A 23,719-nucleotide genomic window follows, 5' to 3' on the forward strand; every position below is an offset into this window, starting at 1 on the left:
GGTTTACATCTATAAAAGACTGCAAACCACCTCCCTGTTTATATTAAGCTATTACTAAGCTCTTTGCTCATAGTCAGATGAATACAAACGCATATTCCAACCTCTAAAACAAAGTAACATCATTCCTAAAAGATAGATAAAATCTTCTGCTGGAATTGTAAATACTCTAATGTTGGAAAATACTTCACTGTTATACCAAACAATTGGTTCAGGTGTAAATGAACCTGTTAGTATTCCATTAAAAATTAAAAATGGAAAAAGCGTAATTAAATAAGACCACCAAAAAGCTTGATTCAAGAATTTATATACTAATACCAATGCAATGCAAACCACATAAAAGTTAGTGGTTGAATAGGTACCACCGTGATAAGCTTGAGATATTGCCACACCAATAAAAAAGTAAGCGGGCAAATAAGTCTTTTTTAATGTACTTGGAAAATACGCGATCACACATTCATAAATGAACAGGAAGCAGTAAGGAATAATGAAGAAAAACATCCATTCCTCCAAAGGAAGATAAAAAAGACTTACACCTACAAGGTAATCAGGGTTGAATCCCCAATACATCATATAGGTGAAGATAATATCCCAAGGAAGGTAAATTACCCCCATTGTAAAAAAAGCAGGAATAAACCTTATCCAACTTTTATAAAAAGCAACTTTTTTATCGAAGCTTAATAATAAAGGCCCCATCAGAGCCAGTATATTTATGATTAAATAGATATCAGACAGTGCTGGCATTCTTCTTTTTTTGTTTTATACTTTTGGCTTCTTTCCAATATTTAAAAGGCACAATCAACATTCCAAAGCATTCTCCATCTTCTTTTGTCAATCTTTTATGGTGCACTTTATGTGCTTTCCTTATGGCTCTGAAGTATCGATTATTTGTATTATCAAACCATTTGAATCTTCTATGAATCAAAACATCATGCGTTAGGAAATAACACAATCCATACATTGCTATACCAGCTCCAATCCATACAAAAACATAATGATTGTACATCATACCCAACATAATACCCAACCATGAAGGGATAGCGAAAATTAAAAAGAATAAATCATTTTTTTCAAAGAATGACTTGTGAGGCTCATGATGATCTTGATGTAAGGACCATAAGAATCCGTGCATCACATATTTATGAGCTGCCCATGCTGTAAATTCCATAAACAGGAAAGTCATCGCTACTATAAAAATATTCAAAATCATAATTAAAGTTGGATAAGCGCTAGGTTTTGAAAGAAAAAATAAGTGAAAAATAATATATAAATATAGACTGAAATAGAATTATTAGACCTTAAAAATTTCAATCGTAAAAAAATAAATATTGTCATAAATATCCACCAACTAATATAATTTTTTAATGGTGGCATTCCTCCGTCCCACTTCCAAAAACCTAGGGGTTCACAAACTCTCTCAATCAATACATCCAACAGAACGACAAGTGCTGCTGAAATGATTGCCTTAAGATAAATGTTTAATTTTATTTTTCGACTAAATGTAACTCCTGCAACTGCTAAAATCAACCAATTTATAGCAATTAATAAAGGAACGCCATCTAATTTATACCCTAAATTATCTAAGTAGACATATTCACCGAATAGAAATCCTTTATGAACACCAACCCACTCTACTAAAAAGCTACCTATAAAAACAAAAGTATACCACACCTTGAGTCGGTTGGTCTTTTGATCTTCAAAATAAAGTAACACTAAAAAAGTGGAGAAAAGTAAAAAGGGTGTAAAAGGAAGGATAAGTTGATTTAATGGAAAAAAGGCAGCGACACAACCCACTGCATAAAATATAAATAAGAATATCTTGACCCACTTTTCGGTTGAAAAGGATTTTGCAGTCGATATCAATAATGTTGCTTTCATTGGTTTGTTATTAGTTCTTCGACAATCTTGGCACTATTTAAACAAAGAGGAATACCTCCACCGGGGTGAACACTCCCCCCTACAAAATACAAATTATTAATATCCTTCGATTTATTCCTTTGTCTGTAAAATGCACTGTTTAGTTTATTGCTATTTAATCCATAAAGTGCCCCTTTCCAACTTTGAGTATCCTGTTCTATCAACTTAGGAGACCAATAAGATGAATAAGATATCACTTCCTCCAGATTCGTTTCTAATTGCTTCGATAAAATCGCCATCACTCTTTTCTCAACCTTGGCGATCACTTCCTTTGTAAATAACTCTGGTTTTGGCGGAACATTGATCATTACAAACCAGTTTTCAGATCCCTTTGGTGCATCATCTTCATTAATCTTACTACTGATATGTACATAAATAGTAGGATCAGTAGGAATTTTAAAGTCATCAAAGATTTCTTGAAATTCTTTTTTATAATCTTCAGAAAAGAAAATATTGTGCAAGTGCAATTGATCAAATGACTTGTTTACTCCCCAATAAAAAACCATTGCCGAAGAGGACAATTCTTTCTCTCTAGGCACTCTTATTTTTTTATCCAATATGTTTGGAATAAAAAAGTTCACGTCAACATTTGACACCACTAAGTCAGCATCAAAAACGCCATCTGAAGTTTTCACACTTCTAATATTTTTTTGATTGCTGACACTGATACTTTCCACCTTTTTATTGGTAAGGAAAGTTACTCCTTCTTCTTCCGCAAGTTGAACCAAAGAAGTAACAATAGATCGCATTCCCCGTTTTGGAAAAAACACACCATCCTGATGCTCCAAAGCACTGATCACTCTCATGATAGAAGGAGTTTGGTAAGGATTGGAGCCATTGTAAGTGGCATATCGATCAAACAACTGTACGAGTTGGGGGTGTTTAAAATGCTTTTTATTGAATTGATGTAAAGATTCAAAGACACCTATTCTTGTCAAAACAGGCAACGCCACCCAAACTTCTTTAGTAAGAAGATCGGATACCTTTGTCAAACTGTTTTCAATAAAAATAGGTGAAGTCTTATTATAATCATCAATGATATTTTGAAGTACTTGGGAAACATTTACTCCCCATTTCTTCAAAACTTCTTCTGAAAATTTCTTTGGCTCTGAATAGGCTGTAAAAATGGATTTATCAGAAAAAAAATACTGAGTGGCTATTTCGGATTCCTCATATTGAAAATACTCATTTACATTTTTCCCATACAAAGCAAAAAGTTCTTCTACTAAGTGAGGTAATGTAAAAAGTGAAGGGCCTTGATCAAATCTAAAACCTTCTGCTTCAAATTGTCTCAATTTCCCCCCTAATGTATCTGAGGCCTCTAAAAGAGTCACCTTATAGCCTAGTTTATTAAGTCTTAATGAGGAAGCTATTCCTGCTATTCCTCCTCCTATAATTACAGCTTGTTTCATTCAGTTTTAGTTATGCTATTGCTTGTTTTTTCACGTCTAGATAATACTTTACTTTTTCTAAACATAAACCAAACCAAGCCGTAAAGTCAGATGGTTTTTTCTTCATCCAAGTTTCTAATTCAGCAATATCAATCCATCTGATGCTTTCAACCTCTTCAGGGTTGGGCTTAATGATTCCATCATAATATCCTACAAATACATGATCGTATTCATGTTCAATAAGCCCATTACCGAAGGCCGCCCTGTAAAGCACATGATCCACCCATTCAATTTCAGTATTGAAACCCATTTCCTCAACCAATCTACGGTGTGCACCATCATGTACCTCCTCCCCTGGCTTGGGATGACTGCAACATGTATTGGTCCAAAGTCCCCCAGAATGGTATTTTGTCAAAGCACGCTGTTGCAACAAAAGCTTTCCTTCATTATTAAAAACAAAGACGGAAAATGCTCTATGAAGCTTCCCTTCCACATGGGCTTGAAGTTTCTCCATCACCCCTATTTGTTGATCATTTTTGTCAACAAGTATTACATCATTTCTCTCCATAGCTTACAGTATATTTGCTTGATGACGAATATAAGATTGACATAAGATCATATATTTCTTCGGATCTGGAATTCTCAATCTTTCTTTTAAAATAGTTTCAGCAGGTGCATTTTTCACTTTACTAAACAGCCTAGTATAATATATATACGCTAAATACACACCAAATCGTGCTTTTTTAGGTAACTGCTTAATACCTTCAAAACCTTGATCAAAGTCTTTTTGAATATCAGCTTCTATTTCTTTTTTCACTTCATCATTAAAGACTGAAATATCAATGTTAGGGAAATAAACTCTGCCTAAATCACGAACATCTGCCTTTAAATCTCTTAGGAAATTGATTTTTTGAAAAGCTGACCCTAGAGACATCGCCAAAGGCTCTAATCTTCTGTATTCTTTTTCGTCGCCTTCCAAGAAAACTCTAAGACACATTAAGCCTACCACTTCTGCTGAACCTAAAATATAGTTTTTATATTCCTCCTCAGAATATTCCGTTTTATTGAGGTCCATACGCATACTTCTGATAAAAAGAGAAATCAGTTCCCTTTCAATACCGTATTGATTTACTACTTCTTGAAAGCAATGTAAAATCGGGTTGGTACTAATTTTATCATCAATTGCCTTATAGCAATCTCTCTCAAAATCATCTAACAGCTGTTCCTTGTCATACCCATGAAAAGAATCCACAATTTCATCAGCAACTCTTACAAATCCATAAATAGCATAAATTGCTGGACGAAGTGAAGGTGCTAAAAATCGAATTCCAATTGCAAAGGATGTAGTATACTTTAACGTTAGCGATTTCGATAAGTTATAAGACAAGTCGTCATAAATCTTTTTCATTACATTAAGTGTTTCAAGTTATAGTGTAATTGGTGTGTATCAATAAGTTATTATAAATACTTGGAGATGAGTAAAATTTAAATATTCCTTTACTTATACATCAAAAACGGCATAAGTAAAGGAAATAGAATATTGTATCAAACAACTCTTTCAGGAGCCTTTAAACCTTTTTTCTTCAATATTTCTCTGGCAACAAGTTCACCTGAAATAATAGAAGGTGGAACTCCTGGGCCAGGCACTGTTAATTGCCCTGCCATTAGTATATTATCTAGCTTTTTAAAACGGATAGATGGTTTCAAAAAGGCTGTTTGTTTTAAAACATTAGAAAGACCATAAGCATTCCCTTTAAATGCATTATATGCTTCTACAAAATCGTTGTGAGCAAAAGTTTCTTTTACTATAATGTGATCTCTTATATCAGTACCTGTTGATGCTTTCAATCGGTCACAAATCACATTGAAATAATGTTCTTTGATCTCTTCTGTATCTTTCAAGCCAGGAGCAACAGGAATCAAAAGCATTAAATTTTCCGTTCCTTCTGGAGCAATTGTAGTATCACTCACTGAAGGTGCACACATGTAAAACAATGGTTTTTTTGGCCAAGCAGGATGATCATAAATCTCTTCTGCATGGGGCTCAAATGGTGTATCGAAATACAAGTTATGGTGATGAATATTGCCAATCTTTTTATCCATTCCTATGTAATACAGCAGACATGATGGTGCCATTTTTCGATTATCCCAATATTCTTCAGTGTAGTTTCTATATTGTTTTGGTAATAGTTTCTGTTCGAAGAAGTTGTAATCACAAGTTCCTACCCATTCATCATGTTTGATCACTTTACCATTGCTTTCCATAGAAGTAATGCTTCTTCCCTCACAATTTACTTTGTCAATGGGAGTTGAAGTATGAAATATTACCCCTTTCTCAATCGCTAAGCTCTCAAAACCTTTGATCACCATTCCTAATCCACCTTTTGGATACCATGTACCCAATTTAAGATCGGCATAGTTCATCAAACTGTACAGTGCGGGAGTTCTTTTTGCAACATCACCCAAAAACAAAACTGGGAATTCTAAGATTTTAAGGATTTTCTCATTCTTAAAATACTTTCTGATGTAACTCGCAAAATCAGAGATAAGATGAAGTCTTGGAATGTTTTTAATGACCTGCCATTCCGCAAATTCCATGATGGAGTAAGAAGGGCGGTGCACAAAATCATTCATACCAATTTGATATTTGATTTCTGCTTCATCCATAAACTGCATTAATTTATCTTTTGCTCCAGTTTCCCATTCTTCAAATATGTCCCCGAGTTGATTTACATCAGCTGGAATATCTGTATAGTCAGTGCTTGACCAATATATTCTATATGAAGGGTCTAATCGTTCTAGTTCGTAGTAGTCTGATACTTTTTTACCAAATTTCGCGAAGAAGTTTTCGAAGACATCTGGCATCCAATACCATGATGGTCCTAAATCGAAAGTGAAATCGTTAATCGTCTTAGTTCTAGCTCTACCACCAATTTGTTCGTTCTTTTCATAAACATGAACGTCATGTCCTTGATCAGCAAGGGTTATTGCTGCTGACAAACCTGAAAAACCTGAACCTACAATACCTATTGATGCCATATTTTTAGTTGAAGTATTTTGTTTAACTATTTAAGACAAGAATATAAACAAAAACGTTGAGGAATTGTTTAAGCTAAGTCAAAAAATTGAGTTTAGTCACTCTATTTCAAACTATTATAAATAAACATTCTTAGACATAGGTATTTTGATACAAAAAAAGGCTCCAAACGCACGTTTTGAAACCTTTTTTAACATATAGGAAAAGTTTATTTCGTCTTACCGTAATATATATTTTCAATTAATGCCGTATTTACATCGACATTCATATTCTCATTATGTTCTTTCAAGAGTATTTGAATTTGATTTTTCCCGGGTTTTAAATTCACTTTCATCCTGTTCGTATTACCAATACTCGACCACTCACCAGTACCTCTTTGAGCCATAACAATCGTTTCAACTTCTTGTCCATTCACTGCTAATGCACGAATTGCACATTTGTTATCAGTATTCCATGGACCACTACCATTTGCGTAAGAGAACCATACAATATACTCTCCCGCTTCTTTTACATTAAGATCAAATTTGACCTTTTTGTTTTTTGATTTCGAAACTTCGATAACATTATTTGGAGCTCCTTTTATAGTAATCTTTTGATCTACCCTAGCCACTTTTGATATGTTTTTCGACTGATAGTTCTTACTGATAACTGGCTCAGAGATATAAGACAAATAACCATATTGATCTACAGCTCTCACTGCAAATTCTTCCAACAGATTATTAGAAGGTGACAATTTGTATTCAGTAGATTTTGGAGAAGCTATTACTTTTCCATTGACCAAAACTTCGTACTTTACAGCACCGTCTATAGCTTTCCACGTTAAAGTGTTTCCTTTTAAATCTGCCTGAGGAGTTTCTAAGTGGAATCTATTTGGCACTTTATTACTTGTTGTCCCTTCAGTGATATCATTATTTGCTAGAAGTATCTCAATTTTATGAGAACCTCCTCCTTCCAACGAAAGTGCTTTAGCGGACACCTCTTTTCCATCTACTTTAAAACTCTTGATTTCGTTACCATAGCCTACCAAAGAAATAGAAAGGTTGTCGTTCCATAATTTCACATTGTTCAACTGTTTCTTTCCTCCATACACCTTAGGTACAGTTGGTGAAAAAGTAAGTACACCATTTTGATCAATATTAATTCCGAAGAAAACCTTGTAAATCATGGCCATATTACCTGATAAACTCCATAACATTTCATCAGAGTTCACTTCCGTACCCATGTAATCCCCATCTTCAGCCACAAAGTTCTCTTTATTGGTAAGGAAAAGTGCAGCAGGTCTATAAATGGAAGCTAAACCTTGTTCCAAAGCTGTTCCATTTGCCGCTTTTGCTGTCGCGATATTCCAATAGGCCTGTACAAAAGGCCAAATACCGTTGTTATGATAAGGAGGAATACCTGGAATTTGAGGATACACACATGCTGCTCCAAAAGGAACGATTGGTGATTTAGCGACAATTTCTTTGCTTCTTTCCGCATCGCTTACTCCAAAAATAATCGCTAATGCCTCTCCTAATGCTTCATATTTTGGTGCTACAATCATTTCATTTCTACCATACATATATTGTGCATAGTACCCTTCTTTATCCATCCAAAGGTGTTTATTAATAGCATTTTTAAGGTCAGAAGCTAATGTAGAATAACGTTCAGCATCTTTACCTTTTCCTAAGATATTTGCCATTCTTGATGCAATATTCATCGCTTCGAAATGCACAACGTTAGTTCCTAAATTCAATGAACGATAAATATCATTATTATCCATCCAACGTGGATAAGTTTGTTTTCTCCAATCTAAGAATGAGGATTCCCCTCTCATCAAACCCGTCTCATCATCGTAAACCACCAACATATCATCCTCAATGGAATTAGAAATCACTTTGTAAGCTTCTTTCAGCCAAGCCTTATCTCCTGTTACTGTATAAACATTCCAAGCAGCCAAAGCCCAAGTCATTCTATCAGAAGAAACAGGCCATGCTCCACCTGAACCCGTATCTTGTATCACACGGTTTCTTTTTACCTTTTTTCTTAAAGAAGTAATTGCTCTATCTGGATCAAGAATTGACAAACTCAATACAATTGAATAACTGATATCCCTTGTCCAAACACCTCCCCATTCTTTACCTGTTCTGAAAGTTCCATCGGCCTCTGAATCTGCTACCAATTCATTTAATGCTAAATTATACAAAGCGTTGATCAAGGGAATATCTGAGGTAAACGTAGGGTATTTCTCAATATTTTTTGAAGATGTCCATACAGGAGAGGTTTGCTTTTCAGGATCTGGTGCGTTCATTACGAAAGTTGCTTCGTAGATTCCATCACCATTTTCGTCTTGCAATTGCTCTCTTTCGCTTAAGTTTTCAAAATCCCATCTTAATGGAGCACTTCCTCCTGCTATAAAAACACCTTTGAAATCATCTTTATAGATTTTATCCCCATGAAGATCTTCGTAATAACCTTTTTCTTTAAAGGCATTTAAAACAGGAGACATATCCAATTTAAACGTCACTTTGGTGTTTTCTTCTAACCAATCCATAGGGTCTAACTGTTCGTCCATCGCCCATGGCTCACCAAACTTGATCGTTTTAGTTGTAAAAGCACCATTTTCAGGTCGTATGACTACTCTATGGTTAATTCCATAAGGAAGCTCATCATCTTTTCCATTAATACTAAACTTAAATTCCACTGCCCTGCTGTAAGCATCTTGCAACGGACTTTTGTAGTTAGAAGTCATTTCCTTATCAGAAACAACTTTGGCTTCGTACTCTCCTTGAACGACATGATCTTTATACACTTGATATGTGTCTGAAGAATATAATAATTCATTTTTCCTCTCTGAACATGCAATAAAACCACATGCTAAAACAAGAAATAAAATACTCTTAATGATGTACTTTTTCATTTCCATTCTTTTGATACTTGATAAATAAAGGTTTCTTATTTAACTATGAGTAGTTAGCTCTTTACACATACAATTTACAAATAGAATGTTTATACATACAATATGATTTTTATTGCAATCGGTTACTAAATCAATTCATTTACATTTCTTATCAAAAGAGTCCTAATACACTTCGCTACATTATTCGTATTTCAATAATACCTTTGTTTTACCATCCTTTAATTTCAAGGTTGCAATACCTTTTTTCAAAACATTTTGAAGACTTATAAGGTCCAATGATTAACTTTGGATTAAAAAAATAGAAAAGAAGATGCACCTCAACTTAAAAAATACTTTCACTAACCTTCCGGCAGACCCGGAAAAAGACAATTATAGAAGACAAGTTCTCAAAGCTTGTTACTCTTATGTCACTCCTAAAAAAACAGCAAAACCTTCTATCCTTCATGTTTCTGATGAAATGCTTGAATCGCTAGGTATTTCAAAAGAAGAAAGTCAATCAGATGAATTCAGAGACTTGTTTACTGGCAATAATACCTACCCTGACAGTACTCCCTTTGCAATGTGTTATGGTGGACATCAATTTGGGCAATGGGCTGGACAATTAGGTGATGGTAGAGCCATAAATCTTTTTGAGGTCGAGCACAATCAACAACATTGGGCTGTACAATTAAAAGGTGCTGGAGAGACACCTTACTCTAGATCTGCTGATGGCCTTGCTGTATTACGATCTTCCATTAGAGAATACTTATGTAGTGAAGCCATGTTTCACTTAGGAATACCTACCACTAGAGCATTAAGTTTAGGATTATCAGGGGATGAAGTATTAAGAGATGTCATGTACAATGGTAATTCTGCTTATGAAAAAGGTGCTATTGTATGCAGAGTGGCAGAGTCATTTGTGAGGTTTGGTAATTTTGAAATCTTAGCTGCAAATCAAGATCACGACACATTAAAAGAACTTACTGACTACGTGATCCAGCAATTCTATCCTCATCTTGGGGCACCTTCAAAAGAAACTTATTTAGCCTTTTTCAAAGAAGTGGCTGAAAGAAGTATGGAGATGGTCTTGGGTTGGCAAAGAGTCGGTTTTGTGCACGGTGTAATGAACACTGATAATATGTCGATCTTAGGATTAACCATTGATTACGGTCCTTATGGCTGGTTAGAGGGTTATGATTTTGGATGGACGCCCAATACAACAGACTCACAATTTAAAAGGTACCGCTATGGTACACAAGGTGAGATTGTAGGGTGGAATTTATTCAAATTAGCCAATGCTATTTACCCATTGATCGGTGAAGCTGAAGGTTTACAAGATGCTTTGGAAGATTACAAAGACAATTATATTCAGAGGTATAATAAAATGATGCTGGAGAAGCTTGGTCTTTCTATAGCATTTGAGGAAGAAAGTGCTTTTATACAAGAACTAGAAAAAGCATTGCATAAAACGGAAACAGATATGACCATTTTCTTCCGTTTACTTTCCAATCTCAAAAAAGATAAAAGTCAAGATCCTCTTACTGTGGTAAAAGAAGCCTTTTATACCTTTGATAGTATAACAGACGAAGTAAAAGAGCAATGGAACAATTGGTTTGAAAAGTATTTTGATAGACTTGGCTTAGAAACTGATGCTGATCAAGACAGAAAAGAAAAGATGGATAAGGTCAATCCAAAATATGTACTGAGAAACTATATGGCACAATTGGCGATTGATGAGGCTGACAAAGGAAATTATGATTTGATTGAAGAATTCTATCAATTACTAAAACAACCTTATGATGAACAACCTGAAAAAGAGAAGTGGTTTGCTAAAAGGCCAGACTGGGCAAGACATAAAGTAGGTTGTTCTATGCTTTCTTGTAGTTCATAAGTACTAAGACAAAAGAAACGGAGTGTTCCGTATTCCATAGTTAAAACTATGAGCAGGTGATACCACAACCTAATCAAGACTGAAGCCTTGAAGGTTTATAACGTAGAACACTTTATAATGGGGGGTGAATGATATTTTAGTTTTAGAAATCAGGAATTTTCTGACGATCTAAAGGATATAAATGCTGCTTTCGTTAAACATTCTCACTAGTAAAGTTGCTACCCTTTTAGTTTAGCAGTTCTAACTTCGGCCTTGAAGGGAAAAGCGTTAAGAATTTCATGCATTGAGCCGTCAAAAATGATTTTGCTGTTTGAGCTTTAGCGAGTTTAAAATCATTTAGGTGAAAGGAATGGAATTTAGCTTTTGACTTCTAAGCCTTGACTTTTTTGCTTCGTTTTTGTGTTAAGACAAAAATGAAGAAGAAGGACGATTGAAAGTAGATTTTCTAAAATTTTGTAGAAAGATCCATTAAAAGTTAGCGAAAGTGTAGTTTACAATGTACTTCATTCTCGAAGAAATTTTAACTGGAATAAAAGGGGCTTTTTCATTGTAATTTATAACTTTGCATAATTTGAGTGCGTTTTGATACTCAGAGAGATCTATTTTATAATGAAGAAGCCTTTTGCTTCTTATTCTAGTAACCGTATATAGCGTCATGACAAAGCAAGAACTTTTTGATGAGATCAAGAAAAAAGAGAGTTTTTTATGTGTAGGATTGGATACAGACCCTAATAAAATTCCGGCTCACTTACAGAAAGAAGAAGATCCCATTTTTGCTTTTAACAAAGAAATTATTGATGCTACAGCTGATTACTGTGTATCATACAAGCCCAACATTGCCTTCTATGAATCTTTAGGGCCAAAAGGTTGGGAATCACTCCAAAAAACATTAGAGTACATGCCAAAATCTCACTTCTCAATTGCAGATGCGAAAAGAGGTGATATCGGAAATACTTCCAACATGTACGCCAAAGCATTTTTCGAAAATATGTCATTCGATTCCATTACAGTGGCACCATATATGGGTGAGGATTCTGTAACACCATTTTTAATGGACGGTAAATGGGTGATTGTTTTGGCACACACTTCCAATAAAGGTGGTTTGGACTTTCAAAGAATTGTCAACCAAGAAACAGGCAACTACTTATTCCAAGATGTTATTCTTAAAAACAGAGAATGGGCATCAAGTGATCAGTTGATGTTTGTAGTGGGAGCTACAAGAGCAGAAAGCCTTTTGGATGTTAGAAAAGTAGCGCCTGACAATTTCCTTTTAGTACCAGGTGTAGGTGCTCAAGGTGGCGACCTTCAAGGTGTTGCAAAGTATGGTATGACCAAAGAATGTGGTCTATTAGTCAACTCATCAAGAGGAATTATTTATGCTTCTAATGGTGAAGACTTTGCAGAAGTAGCAAGACAAGAGGCGAAGAAACTGAGAGATGAAATGTCTCAGTTACTAGACCAATATTTATAAGCACAGACTAAAGTTGACCTTCATTCAGCTATGTGTGATGCTGAATGAAGGTACAGCTCATTGATATAGAACAACATATAAACAACAACAGTATGAGTAATACTAAAATTACAGGCTTAGGGTTTTATGTTCCTGAGCAAGTGGTAACCAACGACGACCTTGCACAAAAAATCACAACATCAGACGAGTGGATCCGAGAAAGATCGGGTATCGAAGAACGTAGATACGCCGCTCCTGACGAAACCAACTATCATTTAGCTGCTGAAGCCACAAAAGAGGCGCTCGCCATGGCTGAAATGGAGCCAAAGGACATTGATATGATCATTTACTGTACTTTAAGTGCTGATTATATCTTCCCAGGTTCAGGTGTTCTTTTACAAAGAGAATTGGGTTTTAGAACAATCCCTGCCTTGGACATTCGTCAACAGTGTTCTGGTTTTGTCTACGGAATTTCAATTGCAGATCAATACATCAAATCAGGCATGTACAAGAATGTGCTTGTGGTTGGCTCTGAAATTCACTCTCGTGGATTGGATTTTTCAGATGAAGGTCGTGCTGTAACCGTATTATTTGGTGATGGTGCCGGTGCTGCAATTCTTTCAGCTACAGAAGAAGATTGTGGTATTTTGTCTACTCATATGCACTCAGAGGGTGAGTTTGCTGAAAAACTTGCCGTGATTGACCCTGGTTTCACAAAGCCAGAAAGAAATAATCCTGATTACTGGAAGCCAGGTGGTTCTGCTTTCCCTTATATGGATGGTCAATTGGTGTTTAAAAATGCTGTTGTTCGTTTTCAAGAAGTCATTGCAGAAGCTTTAGCAGCAAATGATTTGAAGCCGTCTGATATTGATTTACTTGTTCCGCATCAAGCGAATTTAAGAATCTCCAATTTTGTTCAAGCCAAAATGGGATTACCTGATGAGAAAGTCATCAATACAATTCAGAAATACGGTAATACAACGGCCGCTTCTATTCCAATCAGTTTAGCAACGGCTTTCAAACAAGGAAAAATCAAAAAAGGAGATTTAATCTGTTTGGCTGCTTTTGGTTCAGGATTTACTTGGGCCTCAGCAATTATCAAGTGGTAAAAGTTCCCTTTTCAAAATATAAAAAAGAGATGGCAATTAATTTTACCATCTCTTTTTTTGTGTCTTCAATTTTATATCGAATAATTACTCATTCCTAATCGTAATTACCATCTCTGTCCCTTTATCTTCTTGCGTATTCATCTCAAAGGTAGCATTCTGAGACTCTAAAATTTTCTGTGCCATTTCCAAAGCTTTCAACTCATCAGGATTTTGACCTTTATATCCCCACCCTTGACCATTGTCAGAAATACTAATTTGTGCCTCACCCATAGAAGCATACAATGACAACGTGACCTTACCATTTCCTTTAATGGTTTTGGCCGAACAACGTATTAAAGCTCCCAAAGATTTCGAAAATAAATTTTGATTTACCTTCACCTTTGGAGCACCACCTATTTGAGTTACAATACTTACATTATCTGGTAATGAATTCTTTACACTCTCTATCGTACTTTCCAGTAACTCTTTGGGGTGCATTTCCTTCTTTTTACCAATATTATGGGTTGAAGCGATGGTTAAATCTTCTAAGTCATCGTTATCCTCCACCTCAAGCATCTTATTACTAGACATGGCTTGCAAGCGAGAAGATTGAAATGCAGAAACCTCTTCCTGTACCTCGGCAACCTTTGGTTTGTTGACCTTTGGAGGGTTAATTTTCTGAGCTTCTTTCTCTTTTAATTTTTCTTCTAAATAAGCAATTTTTTCTTTCTGGGCCTGGTACGAACGCTTACTTACTTTATGCTGCTTTCTTCGCACTAATTCCAGAATTATTATACCAATAACCAATAATGCTATCACTACCAACCATAAGACTCTTTCTATCGTAGGATCGTTCATTTCAATGTTTATTTTTTAGCTTAACCCCAATATTATCAGTTTTTGAAGAGATCATCCAAAGATCTTAATCCCTTCAGTACAATTTTTACAAATATCTATATTCTCCCTTCCATTCAACAACTGCTGTCTAAAATTAGTATATGAAGGAGCATTCCAAATATCCAAAAATCTAATATAATCATTTTTTAAAGACCCTAATACATGTTCTGCATCTTTATCAAAACAACAAGGTGCTACTTTTCCGTCCCATGTCAGCACTGCCGAATGCCACATTCTCCAACAACTTCTTTCTAAAGATCCCTTGAAAGAAAAAGTACCATCTCCGTTGTCTTTATACCTCGAATATTTTGGGATACTGGGAATCAATGGAGAACCATTTTCATAGTTATATATTTGAGCAGTTTTAAACACTATTTTATCCACACCCAATTCATCTGCCAATTGTTTAGCTTCTTCAATTTGATGCTCGTTAGGTTTCACTACCAAAAACTGAAAAACTATTCTTGGTGTGCTACTTTTTAACTTCTTTTTCCACTCAATCACTTTTTTTGTTCCTTCTAACACTTTATTCAAGTCACCTCCTATCCTATACTGTTCATATACTTCCTGAGAAGTTCCGTCCAAAGAAATAATTAGTTGATCTAAACCTGCTACAACCGTTTCTTTAGCGACTTTATCCGAAAAATAATGGGCATTGGTAGAGGTAGAAGTATAGATACCTGATTGATGTGCCACCCTCACCATCTGTAGAAATTTGGGATGAAGGAAAGGTTCACCTTGGAAGTAAAAGGTTAAATAGATTAATGTATCTTTAAGTTCTTCCATCAATTTTTCGAACATACTGACTGAAAGCATCCCAGTAGGTCTTGTAAAAGAACGTAATCCACTCGGACACTCTGGACACCTTAAATTACAGGAAGTCGTCGGTTCGATAGAAAGGCTAATAGGATTACCTCGATGAAGCGGCTTTTTTAACCACTTTGATAAATAGAATGTGATCAACACCAAAAAAGCATTCCACAATTTTAGAATAGAAATTTTTTGGATTAATACCTTTGTCTCAACAATCTTTTGATTAAACATTCTAACTTTGTATGTCAAATTAGTTTTCTTTACAAGAAATGATTGGCAGCAATACCAAACATACACAATTTTAATTACTCAAAAATGCTTGTTTAAGCGGTAAAAAAAAAGTTATTTTAATTAACTTGTCGTTCAGCATTCTTGTTTAAAGCACAAATTTAGTCAATGAAAAGTAGTAAGCTTTCCTTTTTAAGATACCTATTAATAGATAAACTCATTCGTAGTAAGCAATATCCCTTTCCATCAAAACAAAGGCTGCTTGACAAATGTAGTGAAGAGTTTGGGGTCAATTCACCTTCAACTATTGAAAAAGACATTCAAGCTCTCAGATATGAATTTGACGCTCCTTTAGCTTACAATAAAAGAGAAGGAGGATATTATTACACAGACTCGTCTTATAAACTCTTGGGTGTGAGTCTTACCGGAGAACACTTGGAAGCATTAAATTTTGTGGAAACTTTTTTGGAAGAGTTCAAAGACCTCCCTGTATTAGGCAGCTTTTCTACTGCAGTTGATAAAGTATTGGATGGTTTAGAAATCACGAAAAAATTCAAAAATGAGAAGAAAGAGCAATTTGAAAATTATATTCAGATTGAAAAATCACTCTATACTAAAGGCACTTCCATTTTCTCTGAGTTAATCTCTGCTACAAAAGATCATAAAGTGATTAACATCGCTTACAAAAAATTTGGTGCACTGTATGAAGACAATTACACTTTTCATCCGTATCTTTTGAAAGAGTTTAAGGGACTTTGGTATATCACGGGTTACGCTGAAAATAGACAAGGAATTAGAACCTTAGCAATTGACAGGGTACAAGGTATAGAACAACAATCTCAATTGGTCTTTTTCGAACCTCATCAGGTAGACTTCAACAGAGATGTGTATTTTAAAAACTGTCTAGGAGTTACATTAAAAGGAAATCCGCAAGAAATCCGTCTCCTATTTAATGGAGAGTATGCGGCCAACTTTATTAAAAATACACCTATACATGAAACGCAGGAAGTCATTGCTGAAAATCATAATGGATTGGAGGTAAAACTACGTTTGGTGGATAATATGGAGTTAAGGTCACTTATTTTGAGTTGGGGCAATCAAGTAGAAGTGCTTTCTCCTTTTGCTCTACGAAAAGGGATTGCCAATGAAATTAAAAAATTAGCTCAGAGGTATTAAATTGATTCGTATCTGATTATTAAATAAAAGAATTTGAATTATCTCGCACACCTTTATTTATCCTATACAGACTCGGAAGAGATGTTTGGTAATTTTATTGGAGATTTTGTAAAAGGAAGGAATCTTTCCTTGTATCCACAAAAAATCCAACAAGGTATAAAACTCCACCGGTTTATTGACGATTTCACGGACCAACATCCTATCACAAAAGAAATGTCCAATAAACTAAAACCTCATGCGGGAAGGTTTTCGATGGTGGTCACCGATATCTATCATGATCATTTTCTTGCTAAGAATTGGAATAATTGTCATCAACAAAGTTTGAGAGCTTTTGCAGACTCCTTTTATCATCATAAACTGTGGGATGAAAGCTGGGTACCTGAAAAAGCTACAAATATGCATCCTTACCTGAAAATGTATGATTGGCTCAATGCCTACCAACATTTCGAAGGGTTAGAACAGGTTTTTCACGGAATGGAAAGAAGAATAAAAAACTTAGCTCCTATTTCAAAATCTGTAGAATGGCTTCAAAATGATTACAATTTTTTCTTAGATTGCCATGAGGCTTTTTTTCCTCAATTAGAACAAAAAGTAGAAGAATTCAGACAAAATGCCTTTGATCAGCCAAAAACTTAATGATGGACTCAACGATAAGAAATATGTTATCTTATTGATTTCATTGGTGTCAGTACTCTGGGCACCCATTATATTCCAAGCTTTTATCTATTCAGACGAAATTTCGGACATCACTTTGATCGTTCTGATGGTTGCTATCATCAACTTTACAAGAGAACGAAAATTATATAGACGAATAACTGTAGTATTCTTTGTTTTCGTTAGTGTCAGTAAAAGTGCCTCCTTGGGTTTACATATTGACAATATCGACTTTGTAACTTGGAGCGCTATGCTGGTCTATTTTACCATGTTTCTTTTTGTCTTATTACAAGAAGTATGGCACTCAAAGAAAGTTGACGTCAATACAATTTTGGGAGCAATTGCGGGGTATATTCAGATAGGTGTAATTGCATTTATCTTATTTAAAATATGTGATTTATTATATAATGGAACTGCATTCAATAGAATTGTGGACATTTCTGATATAATTTATTTTAGTTTTGTTACTTTAACAACTGTTGGCTACGGAGATATTTCTCCCACCACTGATGAAACTAAAGCCTTTACCGTAATCTTTGCAATGGTAGGTCAGTTTTATATGGCTATTTTAATGGCGTTGCTTGTTGGAAAATACCAGCAGGAACACCAAAAATAAAAAGTCCGTTTTTTATGTAAACCGGTTATAAAAGTATATATTGTTAAAAAATAACTAAACAGCGCGTGGAAAAATTATTTATTAAGAAAAAGGAATTTGTCCCGGAGGTAAACTTCGATCCTTCAAAAGGCCTATTAGAGGTTTCTGGTCAATCATACCACGAATATACTGCTGAGTTTTTTGAACCTTTATTCGTTTGGGTATCAAAGTACTTGGAAGAAAGTGGTCTGAATATCACATTGAATTACAAGATGACCTACTTCAACACAGCATCATCAAAAAGTTTTTTCAAAATCATTGAAATGCTTCAAGAATATCAGGAAAAAGGAAAAGGTGAAGCTGTTGTGAACTGGTATTACAAAAAGGATGATGAAGACATGCTAGAAACTGGAGAAGACTTTATTAGTGACTCTGGTTGGAAAAATATCAACCTTATTGCCTACTAAGTAATAAGTTAATACCAAAGCACTATTACATGTTTTTAGGGATAAAAAAACCTTAGATGCATTTTATAAAAAAAAGCTTACGTAAGATCTTTCTTAAAGAAAGATCTTTTTTTATATACTAAATTTATTAATCCTTACGTTTATTTAGTATAATTGTATTTAAAACAGAAGTTTATGGATTGTTTCTGTATTTTGGAACAATAATTTCTATAAATTAAACGTATTTCTTACAAAGAATTTCAACTACATAATAACATAATTTTTAAGCTTGCGTAAGTAGTCTTAAATGAAAGTTAATATGAAACAACTTACGTTACTATACTAAATATATTATGGTTTTTTTATTTAATACTATCTTGTTAATTTATTTGGTAATTTCAAACATTGCTATCTTATTTAAATTGTATAAGGCCTTTTTACAATATTTCTCTCCTTTGAAAGGTTACGCTTCTATCGCTCTTATTGTAATGACCCTTGGTGCTATTGATTTTTATGTTTATGATGTAACAAGCAGCAAATTTGTTACAGCGGAAGAAAACAAAGAAGTTTTTCAACAAATTAAAGCAAGAAATTTAGACTTAAATTTATTATCTCAAGAAGATTAATATTTTAAGCCACCAAATAGAAAAGGTTGCTACTTTAAAAAGTAGCAACCTTTTTTTGTGATTTCAGGTCTGTATTGGGTTTGATTTCCAAATCAATATTACGGTTTTTGGATGGGGTGACTTTTCATCTTTAGATCACAAAATAACTAAAGTAGTAAAAACACATTCATCATTTCCTTCATTATTGATCCTAGTGATTGAGTAAAAAATCTTGATAATTACTGTAACAGGTCTCCTGTTCAATAACTCATATGCCTCATATTATTAACTCTGTATATAAAAAATGGTTGAGATTCTACTAGTCGAATCCCAACCATTTTCAACAGTTTATATTTCTGAATTACTTTAGTCTAATATTTTGAAATGAATAGCTGTACCACCACCTGCGTTCATCTGAATCAACATTGCCTCAGTTGAAGTGACATTCTTTTCAGTGATCACGTATTTTGTTGGCTCGTTGAGATGTGTTGAGCCAGGTGCATCTGCATAGATCGTTGCTTTATAAAGTTTATTAGGTTCTAGGAAATCAAGACTCACGCTTACAGCTCTACCTGTTGCATCTGTTGCGGCTCCTAAAAACCATTCTTTATCAGCTCTTCTTGCTGTAATCGCAAACTCACCAATTTCACCCGCTAACATTTTACTTTCATCCCAATCTGCAGTAGAAGACGATAAAAATTGAAAGGCTTTCATTTCTTTTTCATAATTCTCTACTAAATCCGCAGCCATTTGTAAAGGACTATACAAAATAATAGACAATGCCAATTGCTTCACTAAAGTAGTATGTACTCTGGCTTCATTCATGATCTCAGCAGTAGTATTCCAAGCCACACGATTAGGGTTATTTTCATACTTCACATCAAAAATGCCTGGAGTATAATCTACTGGACCACCCAACATCCTTGTAAATGGAATTGTCACAGTATGATTTGGAGGGTTACCATCACTCCAACCGTTCCATTCCATACCTCTTACACCTTCTCTAGTCATCATGTTTGGCCATGTTCTTCGAATACCCGTTGGTTTGATCGGCTCATGGGCATCTAACATTATTTTATGTTGAGCTGCCTTTTCAACGACTTTTCTATAATGGTTCACCATAAACTGACCATGATGATGTTCTCCTCTTGGGTAAATATCTCCTGCATATCCTGTTTTCAAAGCATGAATCCCTAGTTTTTCATATAGTTTGAACGCTTCATCCATGTATTTTTCATAAGCAAGAATATCACCACCTGTTTCATTGTGCATGATCAAGTAAACTCCTTTATCTTGAGCATAGTTGGCAACTTCTTCTAAGTCATAACCTTTTGCGGGAGTGATATGATCAAAGGCGTCTTTTTGTCCCCATTTATCCCAACCAGAGTTCCAGCCTTCTACTACTACACCCCCAATATTATTTTCAGAAGCAAAATCAATGTATTTTTTTGCAGATGCTGTAGTGGCACCTTGTCTTGGTCCTTCTTTCCACTCTTTGGTACCGATGTGGAATTCCCACCAGATCCCTAAATATTGCATTGGCTGAATCCAAGAAGGATCTTTGATTTTAGAAGGTTCGTTAAGGTTTACTATAATGTTAGAGTTGACTAAATCTGCGGCTTTATGCCCTACTTGTATCGTTCTCCAAGGTGTTTTCATAGGAGCTGTTGCTCTTACTTTATCACCATTTGACCAAGGTACTAATGCAGCATTATAAGTATATTTCTTTTTATCGTCTAATTTCAATGTCATGCCGGCATAATCCGTTAATGCAGCCTCATGCAAAGAAATATAAAGATTGTCTTTTGTCTTGAAAGTTACAGGTGTCGCTACCCAAGTAGCAGAATCTACATCTGTTTGGTTGTATAACTTTTCATAGGTATTATAATCAGCCCAAATCCACCATGCATCATGATTATCGTTCAGCACAAACTGAGTGTTTTCGTTCATAATCACAAAATCCTTTAAGTTCGGCTGCTCGGGGATTTCATAACGGAAGCCAATACCATCATTGAAAAGTCTGAAAATAATATTCATTTTTCTTTTCGCGCCATCCTTCTCCTCTAAAAATACAGTCAACTCATTGTGATGATCTAATACTTTTTTATTCTCTCCCCAAGGCTGTTCCCATGTTTGATTTAAAGTATTTCGTAACTCCCCTACCACTTTAAAGTTTCCTTTTAAAGGTGCTTGGTCTTTGAGATCAAAACCTAGATAAGATTGTTTGACGACGGGAGTTCCATTCCATGTCACTTGGTACCACGGCTTTCCCTCATCATCTAAATCAAATTCTAAAATCAAAGTTTCATCTGGAGAGGTAGAAGTAAGGTAAGTTGGTGTACACGAACTCATGAACAAACTTACGAAGAAGATATAAAGTACTATTTTTAATTTATTCATTGATTGATAATTATTGGATTTCTACAAAAACTGGTAAATGGTCTGAAGGGAATTTATGATCTCTTGCCTCAGCAATATGAGCATATCTTAATACTTTAAAATAACCATAAGTCATTATAAAGTCAATCTGATCTTTTAAAGCTGCATTATAATCAAATGCTTGGAAAGTACCTGTAGGACCTAGTGGAGTTGTAAGGCTTAATGTTTTCGTATCTTGAAACACATTTTGTAGTTCCATGACTGCCGTTGAATTAGGAGTACTGTTCAAATCACCCATTAACACGACTGATATTTTCCCTTTATTCGAAAATTCTTGTGCCTTTTGAGCGATTAACTTTGAAGACTCTACTCTAGCTTCGTCTCCCATATGATCATAATGCGTATTCATCACAATCATAGTTCTCTTGGAATGTTTATGTTTTAATTTGGCCCAGGTACAAATTCTAGGAAGAGCGGCATCCCAACCTTTGCTTGGTTCATCTGGTGTTGTAGACAACCAAAATGTTCCTGATTCAATGAGTTTAAATTCTTTTGTATCATAAAAAATTGGAGAAAACTCTCCTCCTTCTTTTCCATCATCTCTGCCCACACCGACATAAGACATATGGGGCAATTCATTTTCTAAATCATGTAATTGATCTACCAAAACCTCTTGGCATCCCAAAATAGCTACGTTATTGAATTTTATGACATCACCCACCCATTGTTTACGGTGCGGCCATGCATTATCACCGTCATTAGGAGTATTCATTCTAATGTTGAAACTCATGACGTTAATGGATTTATTTTGAGCAAACAGCCCTATCACAAAACACGTTTGCAAGAGTGATAAGAATAGTATTTTTTTCATTTCCTGTTCATCTGAAGTTTTCTTCAATTTTGTATAGAAAAAGCGTAATACAGTGATTCATTTAGCATTGATAACAAAATTAAGCTATTTTATCAGTCTAAAAGATGATATTTCACTATACCACATTTTAAGAGCGTTTACCTTGTTATATACACAACAAAAACCCCAATCTCCAACACAAAGTCGGAAATCGGGATAAAGCTATATATACTAAATCAGAAGGAGTTATTTCGCATTTTTCAGGGCCTTCCAATGAGGTTCTTGCATTCCTGCAAGGTCGAAGATGGCAAAGCCTTTTGCTCCGCCTTTTTTGGCTAGTTTAATGGCTTCTTCCATATCCTCTTGTTTTGGTAAAGCAGGTGTGTAAAGCCCTGTAATCAATGGTTCTTTGAATTTCCCTTTTACATCAGAAACACCTTGTTCTGTCGCAAATTTGATCCAATCGATCGGTTCCTCATAGAAATTATTATAGATCATAGGGAACACCATGTCCAACTTGTAATCATCCCATGATTGACGGCAGATTTTTCTAGCTAAGTCAGGATAAGGAAATACCGCGGCTGAAAGCATACTTCCTTCTTTGTGGACAGCATCATAAATTTTATTTACCAATCGTGTAACAGAATCATATCTATACTGACGCCATTCTTCCGATGCAGTGGGGTCTTTTAGTTCTCTGATATCAATTCCGGACTCCTCCTTGAACTTTTGACGGCACGTTTCACAATAACAGAAATCCCATTCAGGATATTCTTTGTCCTGTACAATACCATAAAGTGGCTGTAATGAGGACGCCAGAATAACATCTGAATAACGCACGTAATCCAAATGAACTCCTTTCACTCCCTCAATTTTTGCTAAAGAAACGGCTTGCTTGATGATATGTTCTTGCACTTCTTCTTTTGAGGGACACACCCATTGGTAATAATCAACATAAGGGTGGTATTCATAACATGAGCGTCCGTCCCCGCTTACAGCATACCAATCTGGATTTTGCTTGGCGACTTTATCTCCATTTCTGTTGAGTGTCCACATCCAAGCGTGCATTTCAATGTCTCTTGCTTTCAGCAAGGGGTACATTCTTTTGTAAGTAGCTTCATTACCTCCTAAAAGAACGCCTTCAATTTTACAATCTTTGAGTACATCCAATTTCTCTTCCCATTGTGCGTCTGTCCAATCATCGTGTGCATGAAGCCACATCCATCGAGTGGGAAGTTTTTTACCTTTTGCTAGTACGGGAAGCCCTAATACGGCCCCTGCTGTTGCTAGTCCTGCGATTTTAAGAAATTCTCTTTTCTCCATTTTATGTGTAGTAGTTTTTTACGAATATTTATTCTTGAGTGAAAAGTGATAAATTAAGAGTGAAGATAATCCGAATTTAACTAACCACAATCAATTTCTCTTAA

21 protein-coding genes are annotated in these 23,719 nt (G+C 35.1%); 8 read left to right on the forward strand and 13 right to left on the reverse strand.

The features are described from left to right. Positions 1–54: 54 nt before the first annotated feature. The 8 genes from PL77_RS04045 to PL77_RS04080 all read right to left on the reverse strand — a co-directional run bounded on the left by PL77_RS04045 (position 55) and on the right by PL77_RS04080 (position 9,241). Positions 55–741 carry a lycopene cyclase domain-containing protein gene (locus tag PL77_RS04045; RefSeq protein WP_044202048.1) on the reverse strand — a complete coding sequence of 229 codons (687 nt, stop codon included), beginning with the start codon at positions 739–741 and terminating at the stop codon, positions 55–57. Next, a complete protein-coding gene (locus tag PL77_RS04050; RefSeq protein WP_044202051.1) occupies positions 725–1,207 on the reverse strand; it encodes a sterol desaturase family protein in 483 nt (160 codons plus the stop codon). The genes PL77_RS04045 and PL77_RS04050 overlap by 17 nt, the downstream gene beginning before the upstream one ends. Positions 1,208–1,209: 2 nt before the next feature. Further along, positions 1,210–1,875 (reverse strand): carotenoid biosynthesis protein, encoded by a 666-nt coding sequence (locus PL77_RS30200; RefSeq protein ID WP_052444149.1) that lies wholly within the window; start codon positions 1,873–1,875, stop codon positions 1,210–1,212. Beyond that, the gene (locus tag PL77_RS04060; protein WP_044202052.1) at positions 1,872–3,326 is read right to left on the reverse strand and encodes an NAD(P)/FAD-dependent oxidoreductase; all 1,455 of its coding nucleotides are present in this window, start codon (positions 3,324–3,326) and stop codon (positions 1,872–1,874) included. The genes PL77_RS30200 and PL77_RS04060 overlap by 4 nt, the downstream gene beginning before the upstream one ends. 10 nt (positions 3,327–3,336) lie before the next feature. Next, positions 3,337–3,873: an isopentenyl-diphosphate Delta-isomerase gene (idi, locus tag PL77_RS04065; RefSeq protein WP_044202055.1), complete on the reverse strand. Its 537-nt coding sequence runs from the start codon at positions 3,871–3,873 to the stop codon at positions 3,337–3,339. A 3-nt stretch (positions 3,874–3,876) separates the two neighbouring features. Beyond that, positions 3,877–4,713: a phytoene/squalene synthase family protein gene (locus tag PL77_RS04070; protein WP_044202058.1), complete on the reverse strand. Its 837-nt coding sequence runs from the start codon at positions 4,711–4,713 to the stop codon at positions 3,877–3,879. 137 nt (positions 4,714–4,850) lie between these two features. Next, positions 4,851–6,344, reverse strand: a complete 1,494-nt coding sequence (locus PL77_RS04075) for an NAD(P)/FAD-dependent oxidoreductase (RefSeq protein WP_044202060.1) — start codon at positions 6,342–6,344, stop codon at positions 4,851–4,853. Between the two features lie 206 nt (positions 6,345–6,550). Next, positions 6,551–9,241 (reverse strand): trehalase family glycosidase, encoded by a 2,691-nt coding sequence (locus PL77_RS04080; RefSeq protein ID WP_172665794.1) that lies wholly within the window; start codon positions 9,239–9,241, stop codon positions 6,551–6,553. Between the two features lie 310 nt (positions 9,242–9,551). On the opposite strand from PL77_RS04080, the gene PL77_RS04085 reads away from it, so the two are divergent. From PL77_RS04085 to PL77_RS04095, 3 genes are all read left to right on the forward strand, one after another. Beyond that, positions 9,552–11,111, forward strand: coding sequence for a YdiU family protein (locus PL77_RS04085; protein WP_044202064.1), 1,560 nt, complete (start codon positions 9,552–9,554; stop codon positions 11,109–11,111). 655 nt (positions 11,112–11,766) lie between these two features. Beyond that, on the forward strand, positions 11,767–12,582 hold the full coding sequence (gene pyrF / locus PL77_RS04090) for an orotidine-5'-phosphate decarboxylase (RefSeq protein WP_044202065.1): 816 nt from the start codon (positions 11,767–11,769) through the stop codon (positions 12,580–12,582). Between the two features lie 92 nt (positions 12,583–12,674). Next, positions 12,675–13,670: a 3-oxoacyl-ACP synthase III family protein gene (locus PL77_RS04095; protein WP_044202067.1), complete on the forward strand. Its 996-nt coding sequence runs from the start codon at positions 12,675–12,677 to the stop codon at positions 13,668–13,670. Between the two features lie 84 nt (positions 13,671–13,754). Here PL77_RS04095 and PL77_RS04100 read toward each other — a convergent pair whose 3' ends face one another. Continuing rightward, positions 13,755–14,507 (reverse strand): HAMP domain-containing histidine kinase, encoded by a 753-nt coding sequence (locus PL77_RS04100; RefSeq protein WP_044202069.1) that lies wholly within the window; start codon positions 14,505–14,507, stop codon positions 13,755–13,757. Between the two features lie 51 nt (positions 14,508–14,558). Further along, a complete protein-coding gene (locus PL77_RS04105; protein ID WP_044202071.1) occupies positions 14,559–15,590 on the reverse strand; it encodes a radical SAM/SPASM domain-containing protein in 1,032 nt (343 codons plus the stop codon). Positions 15,591–15,755: 165 nt separating this feature from the next. On the opposite strand from PL77_RS04105, the gene PL77_RS04110 reads away from it, so the two are divergent. The 5 genes from PL77_RS04110 (at position 15,756) to PL77_RS04130 (ending at position 19,084) form a co-directional block, all read left to right on the forward strand. After that, a complete protein-coding gene (locus PL77_RS04110; RefSeq protein ID WP_044202072.1) occupies positions 15,756–16,763 on the forward strand; it encodes a YafY family protein in 1,008 nt (335 codons plus the stop codon). A gap of 33 nt (positions 16,764–16,796) precedes the next feature. Beyond that, complete coding sequence (locus tag PL77_RS04115) at positions 16,797–17,399, forward strand: ACP phosphodiesterase (protein ID WP_044202073.1); 603 nt, start codon at positions 16,797–16,799, stop codon at positions 17,397–17,399. After that, the gene (locus PL77_RS04120) at positions 17,374–18,033 is read left to right on the forward strand and encodes a potassium channel family protein (RefSeq protein WP_044202074.1); all 660 of its coding nucleotides are present in this window, start codon (positions 17,374–17,376) and stop codon (positions 18,031–18,033) included. The genes PL77_RS04115 and PL77_RS04120 overlap by 26 nt, the downstream gene beginning before the upstream one ends. 65 nt (positions 18,034–18,098) lie before the next feature. After that, positions 18,099–18,479 (forward strand): DUF1987 domain-containing protein, encoded by a 381-nt coding sequence (locus PL77_RS04125; protein ID WP_044202075.1) that lies wholly within the window; start codon positions 18,099–18,101, stop codon positions 18,477–18,479. A gap of 332 nt (positions 18,480–18,811) precedes the next feature. After that, positions 18,812–19,084 (forward strand): hypothetical protein, encoded by a 273-nt coding sequence (locus PL77_RS04130; protein ID WP_044202076.1) that lies wholly within the window; start codon positions 18,812–18,814, stop codon positions 19,082–19,084. Between the two features lie 345 nt (positions 19,085–19,429). Here PL77_RS04130 and PL77_RS04135 read toward each other — a convergent pair whose 3' ends face one another. The 3 genes from PL77_RS04135 to PL77_RS04145 form a co-directional block, all read right to left on the reverse strand. Continuing rightward, positions 19,430–21,463, reverse strand: a complete 2,034-nt coding sequence (locus tag PL77_RS04135) for a glycoside hydrolase family 97 protein (RefSeq protein ID WP_063768991.1) — start codon at positions 21,461–21,463, stop codon at positions 19,430–19,432. Positions 21,464–21,473: 10 nt separating this feature from the next. Further along, positions 21,474–22,232: an endonuclease/exonuclease/phosphatase family protein gene (locus tag PL77_RS04140; RefSeq protein ID WP_052444151.1), complete on the reverse strand. Its 759-nt coding sequence runs from the start codon at positions 22,230–22,232 to the stop codon at positions 21,474–21,476. 306 nt (positions 22,233–22,538) lie between these two features. Next, on the reverse strand, positions 22,539–23,615 hold the full coding sequence (locus PL77_RS04145) for a putative glycoside hydrolase (protein ID WP_052444152.1): 1,077 nt from the start codon (positions 23,613–23,615) through the stop codon (positions 22,539–22,541). Positions 23,616–23,719: the final 104 nt, after the last annotated feature.

The sequence above is a fragment of the Flammeovirga sp. OC4 genome, assembly GCF_000812565.1.
Taxonomy (GTDB): domain Bacteria; phylum Bacteroidota; class Bacteroidia; order Cytophagales; family Flammeovirgaceae; genus Flammeovirga.